Below are 18,166 nucleotides of genomic sequence, written 5' to 3' on the forward strand. Positions count from 1 at the left end.
TCCGGGAGCCTCCCGGGCCACTCCGTGTTCCGTGCGCCGTACCTGGGCACTACGACGTATGCGGACACTGAGCGGGCCGCCGGTAGGGGTACCCCCTCTGGGGGAGCTTCGGAATCGGTGCTACCACGCCACGTGACACTGGGTGCCACGGCTCGCGGAAGCGCCATCACCGCACATTTCTTCCGCCGCTTTGGCGGACCACCGCCCCGGCACGGTTCACAGAAGACAGGACCGTAGCCGGACAGCACAACCGGTCGCCGAGCCAGACAGGCCGACGTCCGCTCCAGGGAAGGACCCTTCGTGAGCGACACCACCGATCTGATGGGCGCACGTGTCGAGGAGACCGCTGCCGCGCCCGCCACGGACGCCTCCGCGCCTGCCACCGGTGCCGGCTCCCGGCGGCGCCGCGGTACCGGCCTCGAGGGCATGGTGCTGGCCGAGCTGCAGCAGGTCGCCTCGGGCCTCGGGATCAGGGGCACCGCGCGGATGCGCAAGAGCCAGCTGATCGAGGTCATCAAGGAGGCGCAGGCCGCCGGGGGAGCCCCCGCCGCCAAGGCCGACGCCGCCACCGAGACCAAGCCGAAGCGCCGGGCCACCTCCCGCGCGCGCACCGGCGAGGAGGCCGCCGAGAAGAAGGCGGCCAAGGCCGCCGAGGCCCCTGCCGAGAAGGCCCCGGCCCAGCAGCAGATCGAGATCCCGGGCCAGCCGGCCGGGGACACCGGCCGCGCGGGCGCGGCCGAGCGCGGGGCGGAGGACGCCCCCACCGAGCGCCGTCGCCGCCGTGCCACCGCCGAGGCGGGCAGCCCGGCCCAGAACGGCGCCGAGACCGTCGCCGCCGAGGCCCGTACCGAGGCCAAGGCCGAGACGCCCGCGCCCCAGTCCCAGCAGGGCGAGGCCAAGGGCGACGCCGGTGACGGCGAGGGCCGTGGCCGCCGGGACCGCCGCGAGCGCGGCCGTGACCGCGACCGGGACCGGGACCGTGACCGCGACCGCCGCAACAAGGGCGACGAGCAGCAGGGCGGCCAGCAGCGTCAGCAGCAGGGCCAGCAGCAGGGCGGCCGGCAGGACAGCCGGCAGGACGACGACGACTTCGAGGGCGGCCGCCGTGGCCGTCGCGGCCGCTACCGCGACCGCCGTGGCCGCCGTGGCCGTGACGAGATCGTCGAGCCGCAGGTCGCCGACGACGACGTCCTGATCCCGGTCGCGGGCATCCTGGACATCCTCGACAACTACGCCTTCATCCGGACCTCCGGCTACCTGCCGGGCCCGAACGACGTCTACGTCTCCCTCGCCCAGGTCCGCAAGAACGGCCTGCGCAAGGGCGACCACGTCACGGGCGCGGTCCGCCAGCCGAAGGAGGGCGAGCGCCGCGAGAAGTTCAACGCGCTGGTCCGCCTCGACTCCGTCAACGGCATGGCGCCCGAACACGGTCGCGGCCGCCCGGAGTTCAACAAGCTCACCCCGCTCTACCCGCAGGACCGGCTCCGCCTGGAGACCGACCCGGGCGTGCTCACCACCCGGATCATCGACCTGGTCTCGCCGATCGGCAAGGGCCAGCGCGGTCTGATCGTGGCCCCGCCGAAGACCGGCAAGACCATGATCATGCAGGCGGTCGCCAACGCGATCACGCACAACAACCCTGAGTGCCACCTGATGGTCGTCCTGGTCGACGAGCGTCCGGAAGAGGTCACCGACATGCAGCGGTCGGTCAAGGGCGAGGTCATCTCCTCGACCTTCGACCGCCCGGCCGAGGACCACACCACGGTCGCCGAGCTGGCCATCGAGCGCGCCAAGCGCCTGGTGGAGCTGGGTCACGACGTGGTCGTGCTGCTCGACTCCATCACCCGTCTGGGCCGTGCCTACAACCTGGCGGCGCCGGCCTCCGGCCGCATCCTGTCCGGTGGTGTCGACTCGACCGCGCTCTACCCGCCGAAGCGGTTCTTCGGCGCCGCGCGCAACATCGAGGACGGCGGCTCGCTGACCATCCTCGCCACCGCCCTGGTGGACACCGGGTCCCGCATGGACGAGGTGATCTTCGAGGAGTTCAAGGGCACCGGCAACATGGAGCTCAAGCTCGACCGTAAGCTCGCCGACAAGCGCATCTTCCCGGCGGTGGACGTGGACGCGTCCGGCACCCGCAAGGAAGAGATCCTGCTCGGCAACGAGGAGCTGGCCGTCGTCTGGAAGCTCCGCCGGGTGCTGCACGCGCTGGACCAGCAGCAGGCGATCGAGCTGCTTCTCGACAAGATGAAGCAGACCAAGTCGAACGTCGAGTTCCTCATGCAGATCCAGAAGACGACGCCGACGCCGGGCAACGGCGACTGAGCGTCAGGACACCGCTGAAAAGGGCCGCCTCCCGTCCGGGGAGGCGGCCCTTTCCGCTCCTCCGCGCTTTACGGGCGCGAGATCTTTGCCACAGCGTTCCCCGCGGCCACCGGTCGCCCGGCGCACCGCCGGTGGCCCCGTATCCGCAGGTGAGCGCCGTCCGCTCCGCCCGCCCGGCCACGGAGCGTGTCCGTTTCCGTACCGGTCGGGCACTGTGTGTTGTGCAACCCTGTCCCGAGTTTCTCCGTCTGACCAGGCGGAGCGACGATGGAGCGGTGACGACCGCGCCCCACCCTGACCGCAGGGGGTACCCGACCGCCGAGACCTAGGAGCGATGTGGCCGCCGAGAGCACGCCCGGCATAACCGAGCCGGGCCCGTCCGGACCCCGCCGCCGGGGCAAGGGGCGCCGCCGCAAGGCCCCCAGCACCGGCCGCAAGGCCCTGCGCGCGACGGCCTGGACGGCGGCGGGTGTCGTCGTGCTGGGCGGCGCGGGCGCCGGGTTCGTCTACTTCAAGCTCAACGGCAACCTGCGCAGCGTCGACCTGAACCAGGCCCTCGGCACCGACCGGCCCGAGAAGATCGACAACGGCTCCGAGAACATCCTGGTCCTCGGCTCGGACACCCGCGCCGGCACGAACAAGAAGCTCGGCGGCGGCACGGACGACGGCAGCGCCCGCTCCGACACCGCGATGATCGTCCACGTGTACGAGGGTCACAAGCGGGCCAGCGTGGTCTCGATCCCCCGGGACACCCTGGTCGACCGCCCCGAGTGCACCGACACCAAGGGCACCGCCCACCCGGCCGCAACCGCCGTCATGTTCAACGAGGCGTACTCCACCGGCGGCGCGGCCTGCGCGGTCAAGACCGTCGAGTCGATCACCGGCATCCGCATGGACCACTACCTGGAGGTCGATTTCGAGGGCTTCCAGCAGCTCATCGACGACCTCGGCGGTGTGCGGATCACCACCACCAAGGACATCCACGACAAGCAGAGCCACCTCGACCTCGAGGCCGGCCCGCACACCCTCGACGGCGAGCAGGCCCTCGGCCTGGTCCGCACCCGGCACGGCGTGGGCGACGGCTCCGACCTGGGCCGCATCCAGCTCCAGCAGGCGTTCATCAAGGCCCTCATCGACCAGGTCAAGCACGTGGGCGTCTTCACCAACCCCAAGAAGCTCTACGACCTCGCCGACACCGCCACCAAGGCGGTCACGACCGACTCCGACCTCGGCTCGGTCAACTCCCTGATCGACTTCGCGGGCGGCCTGAAGGGCATCAGCTCCTCCCACATGAAGATGGTCACGATGCCGGTCCAGTACGACCCGGCCAACCCCAACCGGGTCCTGCTGGACACCGCCAAGGCCCAGCTGGTCTGGCAGGCCCTGCGGAACGACCAGGACATCCCGAAGGCGGCCACGGAGGGCACGGCCACCGGTGAGGCCAAGGGCGTCGTCAGCGCCTCGTAGGGACGCGGGGCCGTACCTCCCACTCCAGGAGCCGTACCCCCCCATCCCCAGGAGCCGTACTCCCGCCCCCAGGAATAGAACAACCGCACCCCCGGTTTGGGTGGATGGCACCAGTCCTGGCAGACTGGTACGTCGGCTCCGGTTCACGCCTTCGCATCCCGCGGCAGCGACCCGGCGCCCTCCCGAAACCTAGGAGACACCTTGAAGCGCGACATCCACCCCGAGTACGTCGAGACGCAGGTCAGCTGCACCTGTGGCGCGTCGTTCACCACCCGCAGCACCATCGAGTCCGGCACCATCCGGGCCGAGGTCTGCTCCGAGTGCCACCCGTTCTACACGGGCAAGCAGAAGATCCTCGACACCGGTGGCCGTGTGGCCCGCTTCGAGGCCCGCTTCGGCAAGGCCGCCGGCTCCAAGAAGTAGCGAGCCCCATTTCGCCGGTCCACGGCCACACCCGCTCACCGGCGGGTGTGCCCGGGACCGGCGTTTTTGGTCGCCGCCCTTCCCCTCACCGCAGTACAGGAGCCCAAGATGTTCGAGGCCGTCGAGGAACTCGTCGCCGAGCACGCCGATCTGGAGAAGAAGCTCGCCGACCCGTCGGTCCACGCCGATCAGGCGAACGCGCGCAAGCTGAACAAGCGCTACGCCGAGCTGACCCCGATCGTTGCCACGTACCGCTCCTGGAAGCAGACCGGTGACGACGTGGAGACCGCCCGGGAGCTGGGCGCCGACGACCCCGACTTCGCCGCCGAGGTCAAGGACCTGGAGAAGCAGCGCGAGGAGCTCACCGAGAAGCTGCGCCTGCTGCTCGTCCCGCGCGACCCGAGCGACGACAAGGACGTCATCCTGGAGATCAAGGCGGGTGCGGGCGGCGACGAGTCGGCGCTCTTCGCCGGCGACCTGCTGCGGATGTACCTGCGCTACGCCGAGCGCGTCGGCTGGAAGACCGAGATCATCGACGCCACCGAGTCCGAGCTGGGCGGCTACAAGGACGTCCAGGTCGCGGTGAAGGCCCGCGGGCAGATCGAGCCCGGCCAGGGCGTGTGGGCCCGGCTGAAGTACGAGGGCGGCGTGCACCGCGTGCAGCGCGTCCCGGCCACCGAGTCCCAGGGCCGCATCCACACCTCCGCGGCCGGCGTGCTCGTCACCCCGGAGGCCGAGGAGGTGGACGTGGAGATCAACCCCAACGACCTCCGCATCGACGTCTACCGGTCCTCCGGCCCCGGCGGCCAGTCCGTGAACACCACCGACTCCGCCGTGCGCATCACCCACCTGCCGACCGGCGTCGTCGCCTCCTGCCAGAACGAGAAGAGCCAGCTGCAGAACAAGGAGCAGGCGCTGCGCATCCTGCGCTCCAGGCTGCTCGCCATCGCCCAGGAGGAGGCGGAGCGGGAGGCCGCCGACGCGCGCCGCAGCCAGGTCCGCACCGTCGACCGCTCCGAGAAGATCCGCACCTACAACTTCCCGGAGAACCGCATCTCGGACCACCGCGTCGGCTTCAAGGCGTACAACCTGGACCAGGTCCTGGACGGCGACCTCGACGCGGTCATCCAGGCCTGCGTCGACGCCGACTCGGCGGCCAAGCTCGCCGCCGCGTAACACCCGTACGCACCAGGACGACACGGAGGAGACGCGTGAACCTGCTGCTCGCCGAGGTGGCCCAGGCCACCCAGCGGCTGGCCGACGCCGGTGTGCCCTCGCCGCGCAACGACGCGGAGGAGCTGGCCGCCTTCGTGCACGGCGTGAAGCGCGGTCAGCTGCACTCCGTGAAGGACGCCGACTTCGACGCCCGGTACTGGGAGGTCATCGCCCGGCGCGAGCAGCGCGAGCCGCTGCAGCACATCACCGGGCGGGCCTACTTCCGCTATCTGGAGCTCCAGGTCGGGCCGGGCGTGTTCGTGCCCCGGCCGGAGACCGAGTCCGTGGTCGGCTGGGCCATAGACGCCGTACGCGCCATGGACGTCGTCGAGCCGTGCATCGTCGACCTGTGCACCGGCTCCGGCGCCATCGCGCTCGCCCTCGCCCAGGAGGTGCCCCGCTCCCGCGTGCACGCGGTGGAGCTGTCCGAGGACGCGCTGGTGTGGACCCGGAAGAACGTGGCCGGCTCCCGTGTCGACCTGCGCCAGGGGGACGCGCTGACCGCCTTCCCGGACCTCGACGGGCAGGTGGACCTGGTCATCTCCAACCCGCCGTACATCCCGCTCACCGAATGGGAGTACGTCGCCCCGGAGGCCCGTGATTACGACCCGGAGCTGGCGCTGTTCTCCGGTGAGGACGGACTCGACCTCATCCGGGGCCTGGAACGCACCGCGCACCGCCTGCTGCGCCCCGGCGGGGTCGTCGTGATCGAGCACGCCGACACCCAGGGCGGCCAGGTGCCGTGGATCTTCACCGAGGAGCGGGGCTGGGCCGACGCGGCCGACCACCCCGACCTCAACAACCGGCCGCGGTTCGCCACCGCCCGCAAGGCGCTGCCGTGACCACTGAGACGACTTCCATCCCGCAGTACGTGTACGAGGAGGCCCGCTAGCCATGGCACGGCGATACGACACCAACGACGCGACCGACCGCGTGACGGGTCTGCGCGAGGCCGCGTCCGCCGTCCGCCGCGGCGAGCTGGTGGTGCTGCCGACCGACACGGTCTACGGCATCGGCGCCGACGCGTTCTCCTCGCAGGCGGTCGCCGACCTGCTCGACGCCAAGGGCCGGGGCCGCAACATGCCCACCCCCGTCCTCATCGGCTCCCCGAACACCCTGCACGGCCTGGTCACGGACTTCTCCGAGGCGGCCTGGGAACTGGTCGACGCGTTCTGGCCGGGCGCGCTGACGCTCGTCGCCAAGCACCAGCCGTCCCTGCAGTGGGACCTCGGCGACACCCGGGGCACGGTCGCCGTGCGCATGCCGCTGCACCCGGTCGCCATCGAACTGCTCACCGAGTTCGGGCCGATGGCCGTCTCCTCGGCGAACCTCACCGGCCACCCGGCGCCGGAGGACTGCGACGCAGCCCAGGACATGCTCGGCGACTCTGTCTCCGTCTACCTCGACGGCGGCCCCACCCCCGGCAACGTGCCTTCGTCCATCGTGGACGTCAGCCGCCGGGTCCCGGTGCTGCTGCGCGAGGGCGCGCTCTCCCCGGAGGAGCTGCGCAAGGTGGTACCCGACCTCGAGGTGGCGAATTGACGGCCCCTGGGACGGGGCGCGGCATAGGCGGCGGGAGCTGGAGCGCGGAGGAGACGACGACGTTCGGGTTCCCCCGCGACACCTTCCGCATCCTCCACGTCAGCACCGGCAATGTGTGCCGCTCGCCCATCACCGAGCGGCTGACCCGCCACTTCGTCGCGGAGCGGCTCGGCGTGCTCGGCGGCGGCCTGATCGTGGAGAGCGCGGGCACCTGGGGCCACGAGGGCGCGCCCATGGAGTCCCACGCGGAGACCGTGCTGGCCGAGTTCGGCGCGGACCCCTCCGGCTTCGTCGGCCGGGAACTGCTGGACGAGCACGTGATCAGGGCCGACCTGGTGCTGACCGCCACCCGTGACCACCGCGCCCAGGTCATCTCCATGGGCCATTCGGCGGGCCTGCGCACCTTCACCCTGAAGGAGTTCACCCGGCTGGTCCGGGCGATAGATCCGGCCACCCTGCCGCCGCTGGAGGACGGCGTGGTCATGCGGGCCCGGGCGCTGGTACGGGCCGCGGCGGCGCTGCGCGGCTGGCTGCTCGCCCCGAACGCCGAGGCCGACGAGGTGTACGACCCCTACGGCGCGCCCCTGACGTTCTTCCGCTCCATCGGCGACGAGATACGGGACGCCCTGGACCCGGTGGTGACGGCGCTGACGGGGGTCCCGGCGCGGACCTAGGGCGCGCGAGCGCCCCCAAAGGGGCGACACCGGGCGACCCCCGCGTGACCGGCCTACATTGGAGCTACGTCACCGCCGACCGCCCGGGAGCCCGCCATGTCGGTCACCCCCACCCTCGAGACCGACGTCCTGCGCCGGCAGGACCCGGCGATGGCCGAACTCCTGCTCGGCGAACTGGCACGGCAGTCCACCACCCTCCAGCTGATCGCCGCCGAGAACTTCTGCTCCCCGGCCGTCCTCGCCGCCCTCGGCTCCGCGTTCGCCAACAAGTACGCCGAGGGCTACCCCGGCGCCCGCCACCACGGCGGCTGCGAGATCGTCGACGTGGCCGAACGCGCCGCCATCGACCGCGCCAAGGCCCTGTTCGGCGCCGAGCACGCCAACGTCCAGCCGCACTCCGGCTCCTCGGCCGTCCTGGCCGCCTACGCGGCCCTGCTGCGCCCCGGCGACACCGTTCTCGCCCTCGGGCTGCCCTACGGCGGCCACCTCACCCATGGCTCGCCGGCCAACTTCTCCGGGCGCTGGTTCGACTTCGTCGGCTACGGCGTCGACGCCGAGACCGGGCTGATCGACCACGACCAGGTGCGCCACCTGGCGCGCAACCACCGGCCCAAGGCCCTCGTGTGCGGCTCCATCGCCTATCCCCGCCACCCGGACTACGCCTTCTTCCGGGAGGTCGCCGACGAGGTCGGGGCCTATCTGATCGCGGACGCCGGCCATCCCATCGGGCTGGTCGCCGGGGGAGCGGCGCCCAACCCGGTGCCGTACGCGGACATCGTCTGCGCGACCACCCACAAGGTGCTGCGCGGCCCGCGCGGCGGGATGATCCTGTGCGGGGCCGAGCTGGCCCGGCGGGTGGACCGGGCCGTGTTCCCGTTCACCCAGGGCGGCGCCCAGATGCACACCATCGCCGCGAAGGCGGTCGCGTTCGGCGAGGCGGCGACACCGGAGTTCGCCGGGTACGTCCATCGGGTGGTCGCCAACGCCCGGGTGCTGGCCGGTCACCTGGCCGCGGAGGGGCTGGCCGTCACCACCGGCGGCACGGACACCCACCTGATCACCGCGGACCCGGCCCCGCTCGGCGTGGACGGCCGCACCGCGCGCGGCCGGCTGCTCGCGGCCGGGCTGGTGCTGGACTGCTGTGTGCTGCCACACGGCGACGGCCGCGGCCTGCGGCTGGGTACGGCGGCGGTGACCACCCAGGGCATGGGGGAGCCGGAGATGGTGCGGATCGCGGCGCTGCTCGCGGCCGTGCTGCGCGGGGAGACCGAGCCGGCCCGGGCCAGGGAGGAGGTGCGCGCGCTCACCGGTCGCTTTCCGCCGTATCCCGGCTGAACGGGGGCAGACGCAGTCCCGTACCTCCCGGTGTGGACGGATCCGGGCCGTGGCGTACGGCACGGAGTGCAACCCTCGTCGCTACCCGGCCGTCCTCATCCATATGCATCCGTCGCTAGGGTGTGAGGCTGTGATGGCCAGCGAGACCTGTGGGGAAGCCCGTGCGTGAATACCTGCTGACGCTCTGCATCACGGCCGCGGTGACGTATCTGCTGACGGGGCCGGTACGGAAGTTCGCGATCGTGGCCGGGGCGATGCCGGAGATCCGGGCCCGTGACGTGCACCGGGAACCCACTCCGCGGCTCGGCGGTATCGCGATGTTCTTCGGACTGTGCGCGGGCCTGCTGGTCGCGGACCACCTGACGAACCTCAGTGAGGTCTTCGCCAAGTCCAACGAGCCTCGGGCGCTGCTCTCCGGCGCGGCGCTGATCTGGCTGATCGGCGTCCTGGACGACAAGTTCGAGATCGACGCGCTGATCAAGCTGGGCGGCCAGATGATCGCCGCGGGCGTGATGGTGATGCAGGGTCTGACCATCCTGTGGCTGCCCATCCCGGGCGTCGGCAACGTCGCGCTGACCCAGTGGCAGGGCACGCTGCTGACGGTGGCCCTGGTGGTCATCACGATCAACGCGGTGAACTTCGTCGACGGCCTGGACGGTCTCGCGGCCGGCATGGTGTGCATCGCGGCGGGCTCGTTCTTCCTGTACGCCTACCGGATCTGGTACTCGTACGGCATCGAGGCCGCCGCCCCCGGCACCCTGTTCGCGGCCATCCTGATGGGCATGTGCCTGGGCTTCCTGCCGCACAACATGCACCCGGCGCGGATCTTCATGGGCGACTCGGGTTCGATGCTGATCGGGCTGGTGCTGTCGGCGGGCGCGATCTCGATCACCGGCCAGGTGGACCCGGACGCCCTCGCGCTGTTCACCGGTTCGGAGAAGGCGGCGGTGCACCAGACGGTGCCGGTCTACATCCCGCTGCTGCTCCCGCTGACCATCATCGCCGTACCGGCCGCCGACCTGGTGCTCGCGATCGTCCGGCGCACCTGGCGCGGCCAGTCCCCGTTCGCCGCCGACCGCGGCCATCTGCACCACCGCCTGCTGGAGATCGGCCACTCGCACAGCCGGGCCGTGCTGATCATGTACTTCTGGTCGGCGCTGATCGGCTTCGGGGCGCTGGCGTACTCGGTCAACTCGGCGTCGATGTGGATCGTGCTCGGCGTGGTCTTCCTCAGCGCGGTCGGCCTGGTCCTGCTGCTGCTCCCGCGCTTCACGCCGCGCGTGCCGCTGTGGGCCCAGCGCTTCGTCCCGCCGCGCTACCGCAGGCGCCGTGTGCCCGCGGCCGTCGCGGAGTCCGCCGCCCCGGAGGTCACGGAGAGCGAGGAGCGGTCCCCGGTCACCGCCGGGGCCCCGGGCGTCAACGGAGCGACCGCGATCGGCGCCCGATCGCGTTTCCTCGACCGCCGCTGATACGGCCAAGGTAAGAATCTGACTAGAGCATTGCCAACTCGTGGGGGAGCAAAGCGCCCTAATACCAGACAAGTGGGCGGCGTTTTTGCACAGACGGGCAGGTTCACTCTCATGTGTGACAGCAAGCACACCCAACAGGTAAAGACCTCATCAAATAGTTTGTGATACGGTTCACGAGAACCCCGGATAGGACCGAAGGACCTGAGTGCGACGGTCCGTAGGTGTGAGATCTCGATCACTCGGTCCGGGACTACGCTCGTCCATGACGACACCCTGCCCCCTGTGAAAGCGGAGTTGCCGCCATGCCGTCCAATGACGCCCGGATCCTGGCCCAGGCCGCAGTGCCCACGGCTGCCGTCGGTGTGATCGCCGCCGTCGTCAGCGCCGTGGTCGCCGGCGGCAAGGGGGCGATCGGGGCCGTCGTGGGGACGCTGGTGGTGATCGTCTTCATGGGGCTCGGCCTCTACGTGCTCCAGCGCACCGCCAAATCCTTTCCCCAGCTGTTCCAGATGATGGGCCTGATGCTCTACGCGGCCCAACTGCTGCTGCTGGTCATCTTCGTCGCCTTGTTCAAGAACACGACGCTGTTCAACCCCCGGGCCTTCGCCATCACGCTCGTCGTCGCCACCCTCGCGTGGATCGCCGCGCAGACGCGTGCCCACATGAAGGCCAAGATCCTCTACGTCGATCCCGATGCCTCGTCGAAGGGCGACAAGCCCGAGAAGACAGGGCATTCGTCGTGAGAGGTAGGGCCGGGATAAAGGCGCACGAGAGATGCTGCTATCGTCCGGTGCCAACTGCGGCATCGCGGGCGCGGGCATCTGAGCTGACGCCTGCTCGAACGCGAGGCGAGATGCCCCACAGCCGCCCCCACATCCGTAACACCAGTCCCGTGCCGACCCGCGGCCGTGCGCCGCGCCGACACAACGAGGTTGCCGTACCTATGCGCCACGATGAAGGAGCCCGCGGTGAGTGCTGACCCGACGCAGACGCTCGCTTTCGACACGAGCTGCCACCTGTTCGACGGGTGCGGCTTCCCGGCTCCGGGCCTGCACTCGTTCCTGTTCAAGCCGCTCTGGGGCGACGCGGACAGCAACTTGTACTTCAACAAGACGATGCTGCTGGCGCTCCTCGGTTCCATCATCATCGTGGGCTTCTTCTGGGCCGCCTTCGCCAAGCCGAAGGTCGTCCCGGGCAAGCTCCAGATGGTGGCCGAGTCCGGTTACGACTTCATCCGCCGCGGCGTCGTCTACGAGACCATCGGCAAGAAGGAAGGCGAGAAGTACGTCCCGCTGGTCGTCTCGCTGTTCTTCTTCGTCTGGATGATGAACCTCTGGTCGGTCATCCCGGTCGCGCAGTTCCCGGTGACCTCGATCATCTCGTACCCCGCCATCCTGGCCGGCATCGTCTACATCCTCTGGGTCGGGCTGACCTTCAAGCGGCACGGCTTCGTGGGCGCCTTCAAGAACTTCACCGGCTACGACAAGTCCCTCGGCGCGGTCCTGCCGCTGTCGATGACGATCGAGCTGTTCTCGAACCTCCTCGTGCGGCCCTTCACCCACGCCGTCCGACTCTTCGCGAACATGTTCGCCGGTCACACGCTGCTGCTGCTCTTCACGATCGCCAGCTGGTACATGCTGAACGGCATCGGCATCGCCTACTCCGCCGTCTCGTTCGTGATGGTCATCGTGATGACCGCCTTCGAGCTCTTCATCCAGGCTGTCCAGGCGTACGTCTTCGTACTGCTGACCTGCAGCTTCATCCAGGGCGCGCTCGCCGAGCACCACTGAGCGACCCGACCACCCACCCAGACATCCGGTGGCCAACCCCCACCGGTCATTGAAAGAGAAGGAAGAACCGGCATGTCCGCTCTCCAGACCCTTGCCGCCGGCGTCGAGATCAAGGGCAACCTCGGCTCCATCGGTTACGGCCTCGCCGCCATCGGCCCGGGCGTCGGCGTCGGCATCATCTTCGGTAACGGCACCCAGGCCCTCGCCCGCCAGCCCGAGGCGGCCGGCCTGATCCGCGCCAACCAGATCCTGGGCTTCGCCTTCTGTGAGGCGCTCGCCCTGATCGGTCTGGTCATGCCGTTCGTCTACCCGAGCTCCTGATCCGACCGTCGCCCTTTAGACGAAAGGCACTGATATGAGCCCCCTGGTTCAGCTCGCGGCTGAGGAGGCCGAGAACCCCCTCATCCCGCCGATCCCAGAGCTCGTCATCGGCCTGATCGCCTTCGTCATCGTCTTCGGCTTCCTCGCCAAGAAGCTCCTCCCGAACATCAACAAGGTTCTGGAAGAGCGCCGGGAAGCCATCGAGGGCGGTATCGAAAAGGCCGAGGCCGCGCAGACCGAGGCCCAGAGCGTCCTTGAGCAGTACAAGGCCCAGCTCGCCGAGGCCCGGCACGAGGCCGCGCGCCTGCGCCAGGAGGCGCAGGAGCAGGGTGCCGCGCTCATCGCCGAGATGCGGGCCGAGGGCCAGCGCCAGCGCGAGGAGATCGTCGCCGCCGGTCACGCGCAGATCGAGGCCGACCGCAAGGCCGCCGCGTCCGCGCTGCGCCAGGACGTCGGCCGGCTCGCCACCGAACTGGCCGGCAAGCTCGTCGGCGAGTCCCTTGAGGACCACGCCCGTCAGAGCCGTGTGATCGACCGCTTCCTCGACGAGCTCGAGGAGAAGGCCGAGGCCACGCGATGAACGGAGCGAGCCGCGAGGCACTGGCAGCCGCACGGGAGCGTCTGGACGCGCTGACGGACTCCACGTCCGTGGACGCCGCGCAGCTCGCCGACGAGCTGGCGGCCGTCACCGCGCTGCTCGACCGCGAGGCCGGCCTGCGCCGGGTCCTCACCGACCCGGCGCAGCCCGGAGAGGCGAAGGCCCAGCTGGTCCAGCGTCTGATCGGCGGCCAGGTCAGCGGTCCGACCGCCGACCTGCTGTCCGGGCTGGCCCGGTCCCGCTGGTCGCAGCCGCGCGACCTGGTGGACGCGCTGGAGGAGCTGGCGGACATCGCCGACCTCACGGCCGCGGAGAAGACGGGCACGCTCGACGACGTCGAGGACGAGCTGTTCCGGTTCGGCCGGATCGTCTCCTCCAGCACCGAGCTGCGCGCCGCGCTCACCGACCGCGCCGCCGGCACCTCGGCCAAGACCGAGCTGCTGCACCGGCTGCTGGGCGGACGGGCCAAGCCGGCCACCGAGCGACTGGTCACGCGCCTGGCCACCGCGCCGCGTGGACGTAGCCTGGAAGCGGGACTGGAGTCCCTGTCCAAGCTCGCCGCCGAGCGCCGCAACCGCATGGTCGCCGTCGTCACCTCGGCGGTGCCGCTGAGCGACGGGCAGAGGCAGCGCCTCGGCGCGGCCCTGACCAAGCTCTACGGCCGTCGGATGCACCTCAACCTGGACGTCGACCCCGAGGTCGTCGGAGGCATCCGGGTGCAGGTCGGCGACGAGGTCATCAACGGCTCCCTCGCGGACCGGCTCGACGAGGCCGCCCGCCGCATGGCGAGCTAGCAGCAACTCGATACATCGGTCTTTCGGGAAAGTCCGACAGACGTAGTACGTACTTACGGCCCTGGTTGGGCCGTGCAGAGGATTCACCTCCTGTTGGGGGGAGTCCCCATCCCCCCAAAGTGAAACTTCGGGCCCAACAAGGAGAGCAGGGAACCCAGATGGCGGAGCTCACGATCCGGCCGGAGGAGATCCGGGACGCGCTGGAGAACTTCGTCCAGTCGTACAAGCCGGACGCGGCCTCGCGCGAGGAGGTCGGTACGGTCACCCTTGCCGGCGACGGCATCGCGAAGGTCGAGGGCCTCCCCTCGGCCATGGCCAACGAACTGCTGAAGTTCGAGGACGGCACCCTCGGCCTCGCGCTGAACCTGGAAGAGCGCGAGATCGGCGCCATCGTCCTCGGTGAGTTCAGCGGCATCGAGGAGGGTCAGCCGGTCACCCGTACCGGCGAGGTCCTCTCCGTCGCGGTCGGCGAGGGCTACCTCGGCCGGGTCGTCGACCCGCTCGGCAACCCGATCGACGGCCTCGGCGAGATCGAGACCGACGGCCGCCGCGCCCTCGAGCTGCAGGCCCCCACGGTCATGCAGCGCAAGTCGGTGCACGAGCCGATGGAGACGGGCTACAAGGCCGTCGACGCGATGACCCCGATCGGCCGTGGTCAGCGTCAGCTGATCATCGGTGACCGCCAGACCGGCAAGACCGCCCTGGCCGTCGACACGATCATCAACCAGCGCGACAACTGGCGCTCGGGCGACCCCAAGAAGCAGGTCCGCTGCATCTACGTCGCCATCGGCCAGAAGGGCTCCACCATCGCGTCGGTCCGCCGCGCGCTGGAGGAGAACGGCGCGCTGGAGTACACGACCATCGTCGCCGCCCCGGCGTCCGACCCGGCCGGCTTCAAGTACCTGGCGCCGTACACCGGTTCGGCCATCGGTCAGCACTGGATGTACCAGGGCAAGCACGTCCTGATCATCTTCGACGACCTGTCGAAGCAGGCCGACGCCTACCGCGCCGTGTCGCTGCTGCTGCGCCGCCCGCCGGGCCGTGAGGCCTACCCGGGTGACGTCTTCTACCTGCACTCCCGGCTGCTGGAGCGCTGCGCCAAGCTCTCCGACGAGATGGGCGCGGGTTCGATGACCGGTCTGCCGATCGTCGAGACGAAGGCCAACGACGTCTCGGCGTTCATCCCGACCAACGTCATCTCCATCACCGACGGCCAGTGCTTCCTGGAGTCGGACCTCTTCAACGCCGGTCAGCGTCCCGCGCTGAACGTCGGTATCTCCGTCTCCCGAGTCGGTGGTTCCGCCCAGCACAAGGCGATGAAGCAGGTCTCCGGCCGCCTCCGCGTCGACCTCGCCCAGTTCCGTGAGCTGGAGGCCTTCGCCGCCTTCGGTTCCGACCTGGACGCCGCCTCCAAGGCCCAGCTGGAGCGCGGTCAGCGCATGGTCGAGCTGCTGAAGCAGGACCAGTACCAGCCGATGTCCACCGAGGACCAGGTCGTCTCCGTCTGGGCCGGCACCACCGGCAAGATGGACGAGGTCCCGGTCGCCGACATCCGCCGCTTCGAGAAGGAGCTGCTGGAGTACCTGCACCGCCAGGAGCAGGGCCTCATGACCTCCATCCGTGAGGGCGGCAAGATGTCCGACGACACCCTCACGGCCGTCGCCGACGCGATCGCGGACTTCAAGAAGCAGTTCGAGACCTCGGACGGCAAGCTGCTCGGCGAGGACGCCCCGTCCGCCGCCAAGTGACGTAAGGAAGGGACCTGACTCATGGGAGCCCAGCTCCGGGTCTATAAGCGTCGCATCCGATCCGTCACCGCGACCAAGAAGATCACGAAGGCGATGGAGATGATCGCCGCCTCGCGCGTCGTCAAGGCGCAGCGCAAGGTGGCGGCCTCCACGCCGTACGCGACCGAGCTGACGCGCGCGGTCACGGCGGTCGGTACGGGTTCGAACACCAAGCACCCGCTCACCACGGAGGCGGAGAACCCGACCCGCGCCGCGGTCCTGCTCCTCACGAGCGACCGCGGCCTGGCCGGCGCCTTCAACTCCAACGCCATCAAGGCGGCGGAGCAGCTGACCGAGCGCTTGGAGCGCGAGGGCAAGCAGGTCGACACGTACATCGTCGGCCGGCGCGGTGTCGCCCACTACAACTTCCGTGAGCGCAAGGTCGCGGAGTCGTGGAGCGGCTTCACCGACGAGCCGACGTACGCGGACGCCAAGAAGGTGGCGGCGCCGCTGATCGAGGCCATCCAGAAGGACACGGCCGAGGGTGGTGTGGACGAGCTCCACATCGTCTTCACCGAGTTCGTCTCGATGATGACGCAGACGGCGCTCGACGCCCGGCTGCTGCCGCTGCGCCTCGACGAGGTCGCCGAGGAGGTCAAGCCGCAGGGCGAGATCCTCCCGCTGTACGACTTCGAGCCCTCGGCGGAGGACGTCCTCGACGCCCTGCTGCCGCGCTATGTGGAGAGCCGCGTGTACAACGCGCTGCTCCAGTCGGCCGCTTCGAAGCACGCCGCCACGCGGCGCGCGATGAAGTCGGCCACCGACAACGCGGGCGAGCTGATCAACACGCTCTCCCGTCTTGCCAACGCGGCCCGCCAGGCCGAAATCACCCAGGAAATCAGCGAGATCGTCGGTGGCGCCAGCGCCCTGGCCGACGCGACCGCGGGGAGTGACCGATAAATGACCACCACTGTTGAGACCGCGACGGCTACGGGCCGCGTCGCCCGGGTCATCGGCCCGGTCGTCGACGTGGAGTTCCCCGTCGACGCGATGCCGGAGATCTACAACGCCCTGCACGTCGAGGTCGCCGACCCGGCGAACGAGGGCGAGAAGAAGATCCTGACCCTGGAGGTCGCCCAGCACCTGGGTGACGGCCTGGTCCGCACCATCTCCATGCAGCCCACCGACGGCCTGGTCCGCCAGGCCCCGGTGACGGACACCGGCTCCGCCATCTCCGTCCCGGTCGGCGACTTCACCAAGGGCAAGGTGTTCAACACCCTCGGTGAGGTGCTGAACGTCGACGAGTCCTACGACGGCGAGCGCTGGCCGATCCACCGCAAGGCCCCGAACTTCGACGAGCTCGAGTCGAAGACCGAGATGTTCGAGACCGGCGTCAAGGTCATCGACCTGCTGACCCCGTACGTCAAGGGCGGCAAGATCGGTCTGTTCGGCGGCGCCGGCGTCGGCAAGACGGTGCTCATCCAGGAGATGATCTACCGTGTCGCCAACAACCACGACGGTGTCTCCGTGTTCGCCGGTGTCGGCGAGCGCACCCGTGAGGGCAACGACCTGATCGAGGAGATGTCCGACTCGGGCGTCATCGACAAGACCGCGCTGGTCTTCGGTCAGATGGACGAGCCCCCGGGCACCCGTCTGCGCGTCGCGCTGGCCGGCCTCACCATGGCCGAGTACTTCCGTGACGTCCAGAAGCAGGACGTGCTGTTCTTCATCGACAACATCTTCCGCTTCACGCAGGCCGGTTCCGAGGTCTCCACGCTGCTCGGCCGCATGCCGTCCGCGGTGGGCTACCAGCCGAACCTGGCCGACGAGATGGGTCTCCTCCAGGAGCGCATCACCTCGACCCGCGGTCACTCGATCACCTCGATGCAGGCGATCTACGTCCCCGCCGACGACCTGACCGACCCGGCCCCGGCCACCACCTTCGCCCACCTCGACGCGACGACGGTTCTGTCCCGTCCGATCTCCGAGAAGGGCATCTACCCGGCCGTGGACCCGCTGGACTCCACGTCCCGGATCCTGGACCCGCGTTACATCTCGCAGGACCACTACAACGCGGCCATGCGCGTGAAGACGATCCTGCAGAAGTACAAGGACCTCCAGGACATCATCGCGATCCTCGGTATCGACGAGCTGGGCGAGGAGGACAAGCTGGTCGTCCACCGTGCCCGTCGGGTGGAGCGCTTCCTGTCCCAGAACACCCACGTCGCCAAGCAGTTCACCGGCGTGGACGGTTCGGACGTGCCGCTGGACGAGTCGATCGCCGCGTTCAACGCGATCTGCGACGGCGAGTACGACCACTTCCCCGAGCAGGCCTTCTTCATGTGCGGTGGTCTCGACGACCTCAAGAAGAACGCCAAGGAGCTGGGCGTCTCCTGAGCCCCGTGCTCAACCGAGGGGGCGGGCGCGTCCCGCTCCCTCACCCACGCCCACTAGAATTGACCCCAACACCCGGCGCCCCTGCCGGG

At 69.8% G+C, this 18,166-nt stretch carries 17 protein-coding genes; all 17 read left to right on the forward strand.

All coding sequences use genetic code 11. The features are described from left to right. Positions 1 to 300 precede the first annotated feature (300 nt). The 17 genes from rho (at position 301) to atpD (ending at position 18,077) form a co-directional block, all read left to right on the forward strand. Positions 301 to 2,325, forward strand: a complete 2,025-nt coding sequence (gene rho / locus IH25_RS0116705; protein ID WP_030610065.1) for a transcription termination factor Rho — start codon at positions 301 to 303, stop codon at positions 2,323 to 2,325. A gap of 336 nt (positions 2,326 to 2,661) precedes the next feature. After that, positions 2,662 to 3,792, forward strand: a complete 1,131-nt coding sequence (locus IH25_RS0116710; RefSeq protein ID WP_030610068.1) for an LCP family protein — start codon at positions 2,662 to 2,664, stop codon at positions 3,790 to 3,792. Between the two features lie 201 nt (positions 3,793 to 3,993). Then, positions 3,994 to 4,215, forward strand: a complete 222-nt coding sequence (rpmE, locus tag IH25_RS0116715) for a 50S ribosomal protein L31 (RefSeq protein ID WP_015657814.1) — start codon at positions 3,994 to 3,996, stop codon at positions 4,213 to 4,215. A gap of 108 nt (positions 4,216 to 4,323) precedes the next feature. Then, a complete protein-coding gene (prfA, locus tag IH25_RS0116720; RefSeq protein WP_030610075.1) occupies positions 4,324 to 5,391 on the forward strand; it encodes a peptide chain release factor 1 in 1,068 nt (355 codons plus the stop codon). Positions 5,392 to 5,426: 35 nt separating this feature from the next. Further along, entirely contained in the window at positions 5,427 to 6,272 is an 846-nt protein-coding gene (gene prmC, locus IH25_RS0116725) for a peptide chain release factor N(5)-glutamine methyltransferase (RefSeq protein WP_030610076.1), read from the forward strand. A 52-nt stretch (positions 6,273 to 6,324) separates the two neighbouring features. Continuing rightward, positions 6,325 to 6,972 (forward strand): L-threonylcarbamoyladenylate synthase, encoded by a 648-nt coding sequence (locus IH25_RS0116730; protein WP_030610077.1) that lies wholly within the window; start codon positions 6,325 to 6,327, stop codon positions 6,970 to 6,972. Continuing rightward, on the forward strand, positions 6,969 to 7,646 hold the full coding sequence (locus IH25_RS0116735) for an arsenate reductase/protein-tyrosine-phosphatase family protein (protein ID WP_030610078.1): 678 nt from the start codon (positions 6,969 to 6,971) through the stop codon (positions 7,644 to 7,646). Before IH25_RS0116730 ends, IH25_RS0116735 begins: the two co-directional genes overlap by 4 nt. Before the next feature lie 96 nt (positions 7,647 to 7,742). Continuing rightward, positions 7,743 to 8,981, forward strand: coding sequence for a serine hydroxymethyltransferase (locus tag IH25_RS0116740; protein WP_030610079.1), 1,239 nt, complete (start codon positions 7,743 to 7,745; stop codon positions 8,979 to 8,981). Positions 8,982 to 9,142: 161 nt separating this feature from the next. Then, the gene (locus tag IH25_RS0116745; RefSeq protein WP_030610081.1) at positions 9,143 to 10,450 is read left to right on the forward strand and encodes an MraY family glycosyltransferase; all 1,308 of its coding nucleotides are present in this window, start codon (positions 9,143 to 9,145) and stop codon (positions 10,448 to 10,450) included. A gap of 302 nt (positions 10,451 to 10,752) precedes the next feature. Continuing rightward, positions 10,753 to 11,193 carry a hypothetical protein gene (locus IH25_RS0116750; protein WP_030610083.1) on the forward strand — a complete coding sequence of 147 codons (441 nt, stop codon included), beginning with the start codon at positions 10,753 to 10,755 and terminating at the stop codon, positions 11,191 to 11,193. Positions 11,194 to 11,403: 210 nt separating this feature from the next. Further along, on the forward strand, positions 11,404 to 12,240 hold the full coding sequence (gene atpB, locus IH25_RS0116755; protein ID WP_030790036.1) for a F0F1 ATP synthase subunit A: 837 nt from the start codon (positions 11,404 to 11,406) through the stop codon (positions 12,238 to 12,240). Between the two features lie 72 nt (positions 12,241 to 12,312). Then, on the forward strand, positions 12,313 to 12,561 hold the full coding sequence (locus tag IH25_RS0116760; RefSeq protein WP_030610088.1) for an ATP synthase subunit c family protein: 249 nt from the start codon (positions 12,313 to 12,315) through the stop codon (positions 12,559 to 12,561). Positions 12,562 to 12,595: 34 nt separating this feature from the next. After that, entirely contained in the window at positions 12,596 to 13,141 is a 546-nt protein-coding gene (locus IH25_RS0116765) for a F0F1 ATP synthase subunit B (RefSeq protein WP_030610091.1), read from the forward strand. Then, positions 13,138 to 13,953 carry a F0F1 ATP synthase subunit delta gene (locus tag IH25_RS0116770; protein WP_030610094.1) on the forward strand — a complete coding sequence of 272 codons (816 nt, stop codon included), beginning with the start codon at positions 13,138 to 13,140 and terminating at the stop codon, positions 13,951 to 13,953. Before IH25_RS0116765 ends, IH25_RS0116770 begins: the two co-directional genes overlap by 4 nt. A gap of 158 nt (positions 13,954 to 14,111) precedes the next feature. Beyond that, positions 14,112 to 15,701, forward strand: a complete 1,590-nt coding sequence (gene atpA, locus IH25_RS0116775) for a F0F1 ATP synthase subunit alpha (RefSeq protein WP_030610097.1) — start codon at positions 14,112 to 14,114, stop codon at positions 15,699 to 15,701. 21 nt (positions 15,702 to 15,722) lie between these two features. Then, positions 15,723 to 16,640, forward strand: coding sequence for a F0F1 ATP synthase subunit gamma (locus IH25_RS0116780; protein ID WP_030610100.1), 918 nt, complete (start codon positions 15,723 to 15,725; stop codon positions 16,638 to 16,640). Continuing rightward, a complete protein-coding gene (gene atpD, locus IH25_RS0116785; protein ID WP_030610103.1) occupies positions 16,641 to 18,077 on the forward strand; it encodes a F0F1 ATP synthase subunit beta in 1,437 nt (478 codons plus the stop codon). Positions 18,078 to 18,166 lie beyond the last annotated feature (89 nt).

Origin of the sequence: Streptomyces achromogenes subsp. achromogenes, assembly GCF_000720835.1 — a bacterium.
In the GTDB taxonomy this organism is placed as follows: domain Bacteria; phylum Actinomycetota; class Actinomycetes; order Streptomycetales; family Streptomycetaceae; genus Streptomyces; species Streptomyces achromogenes.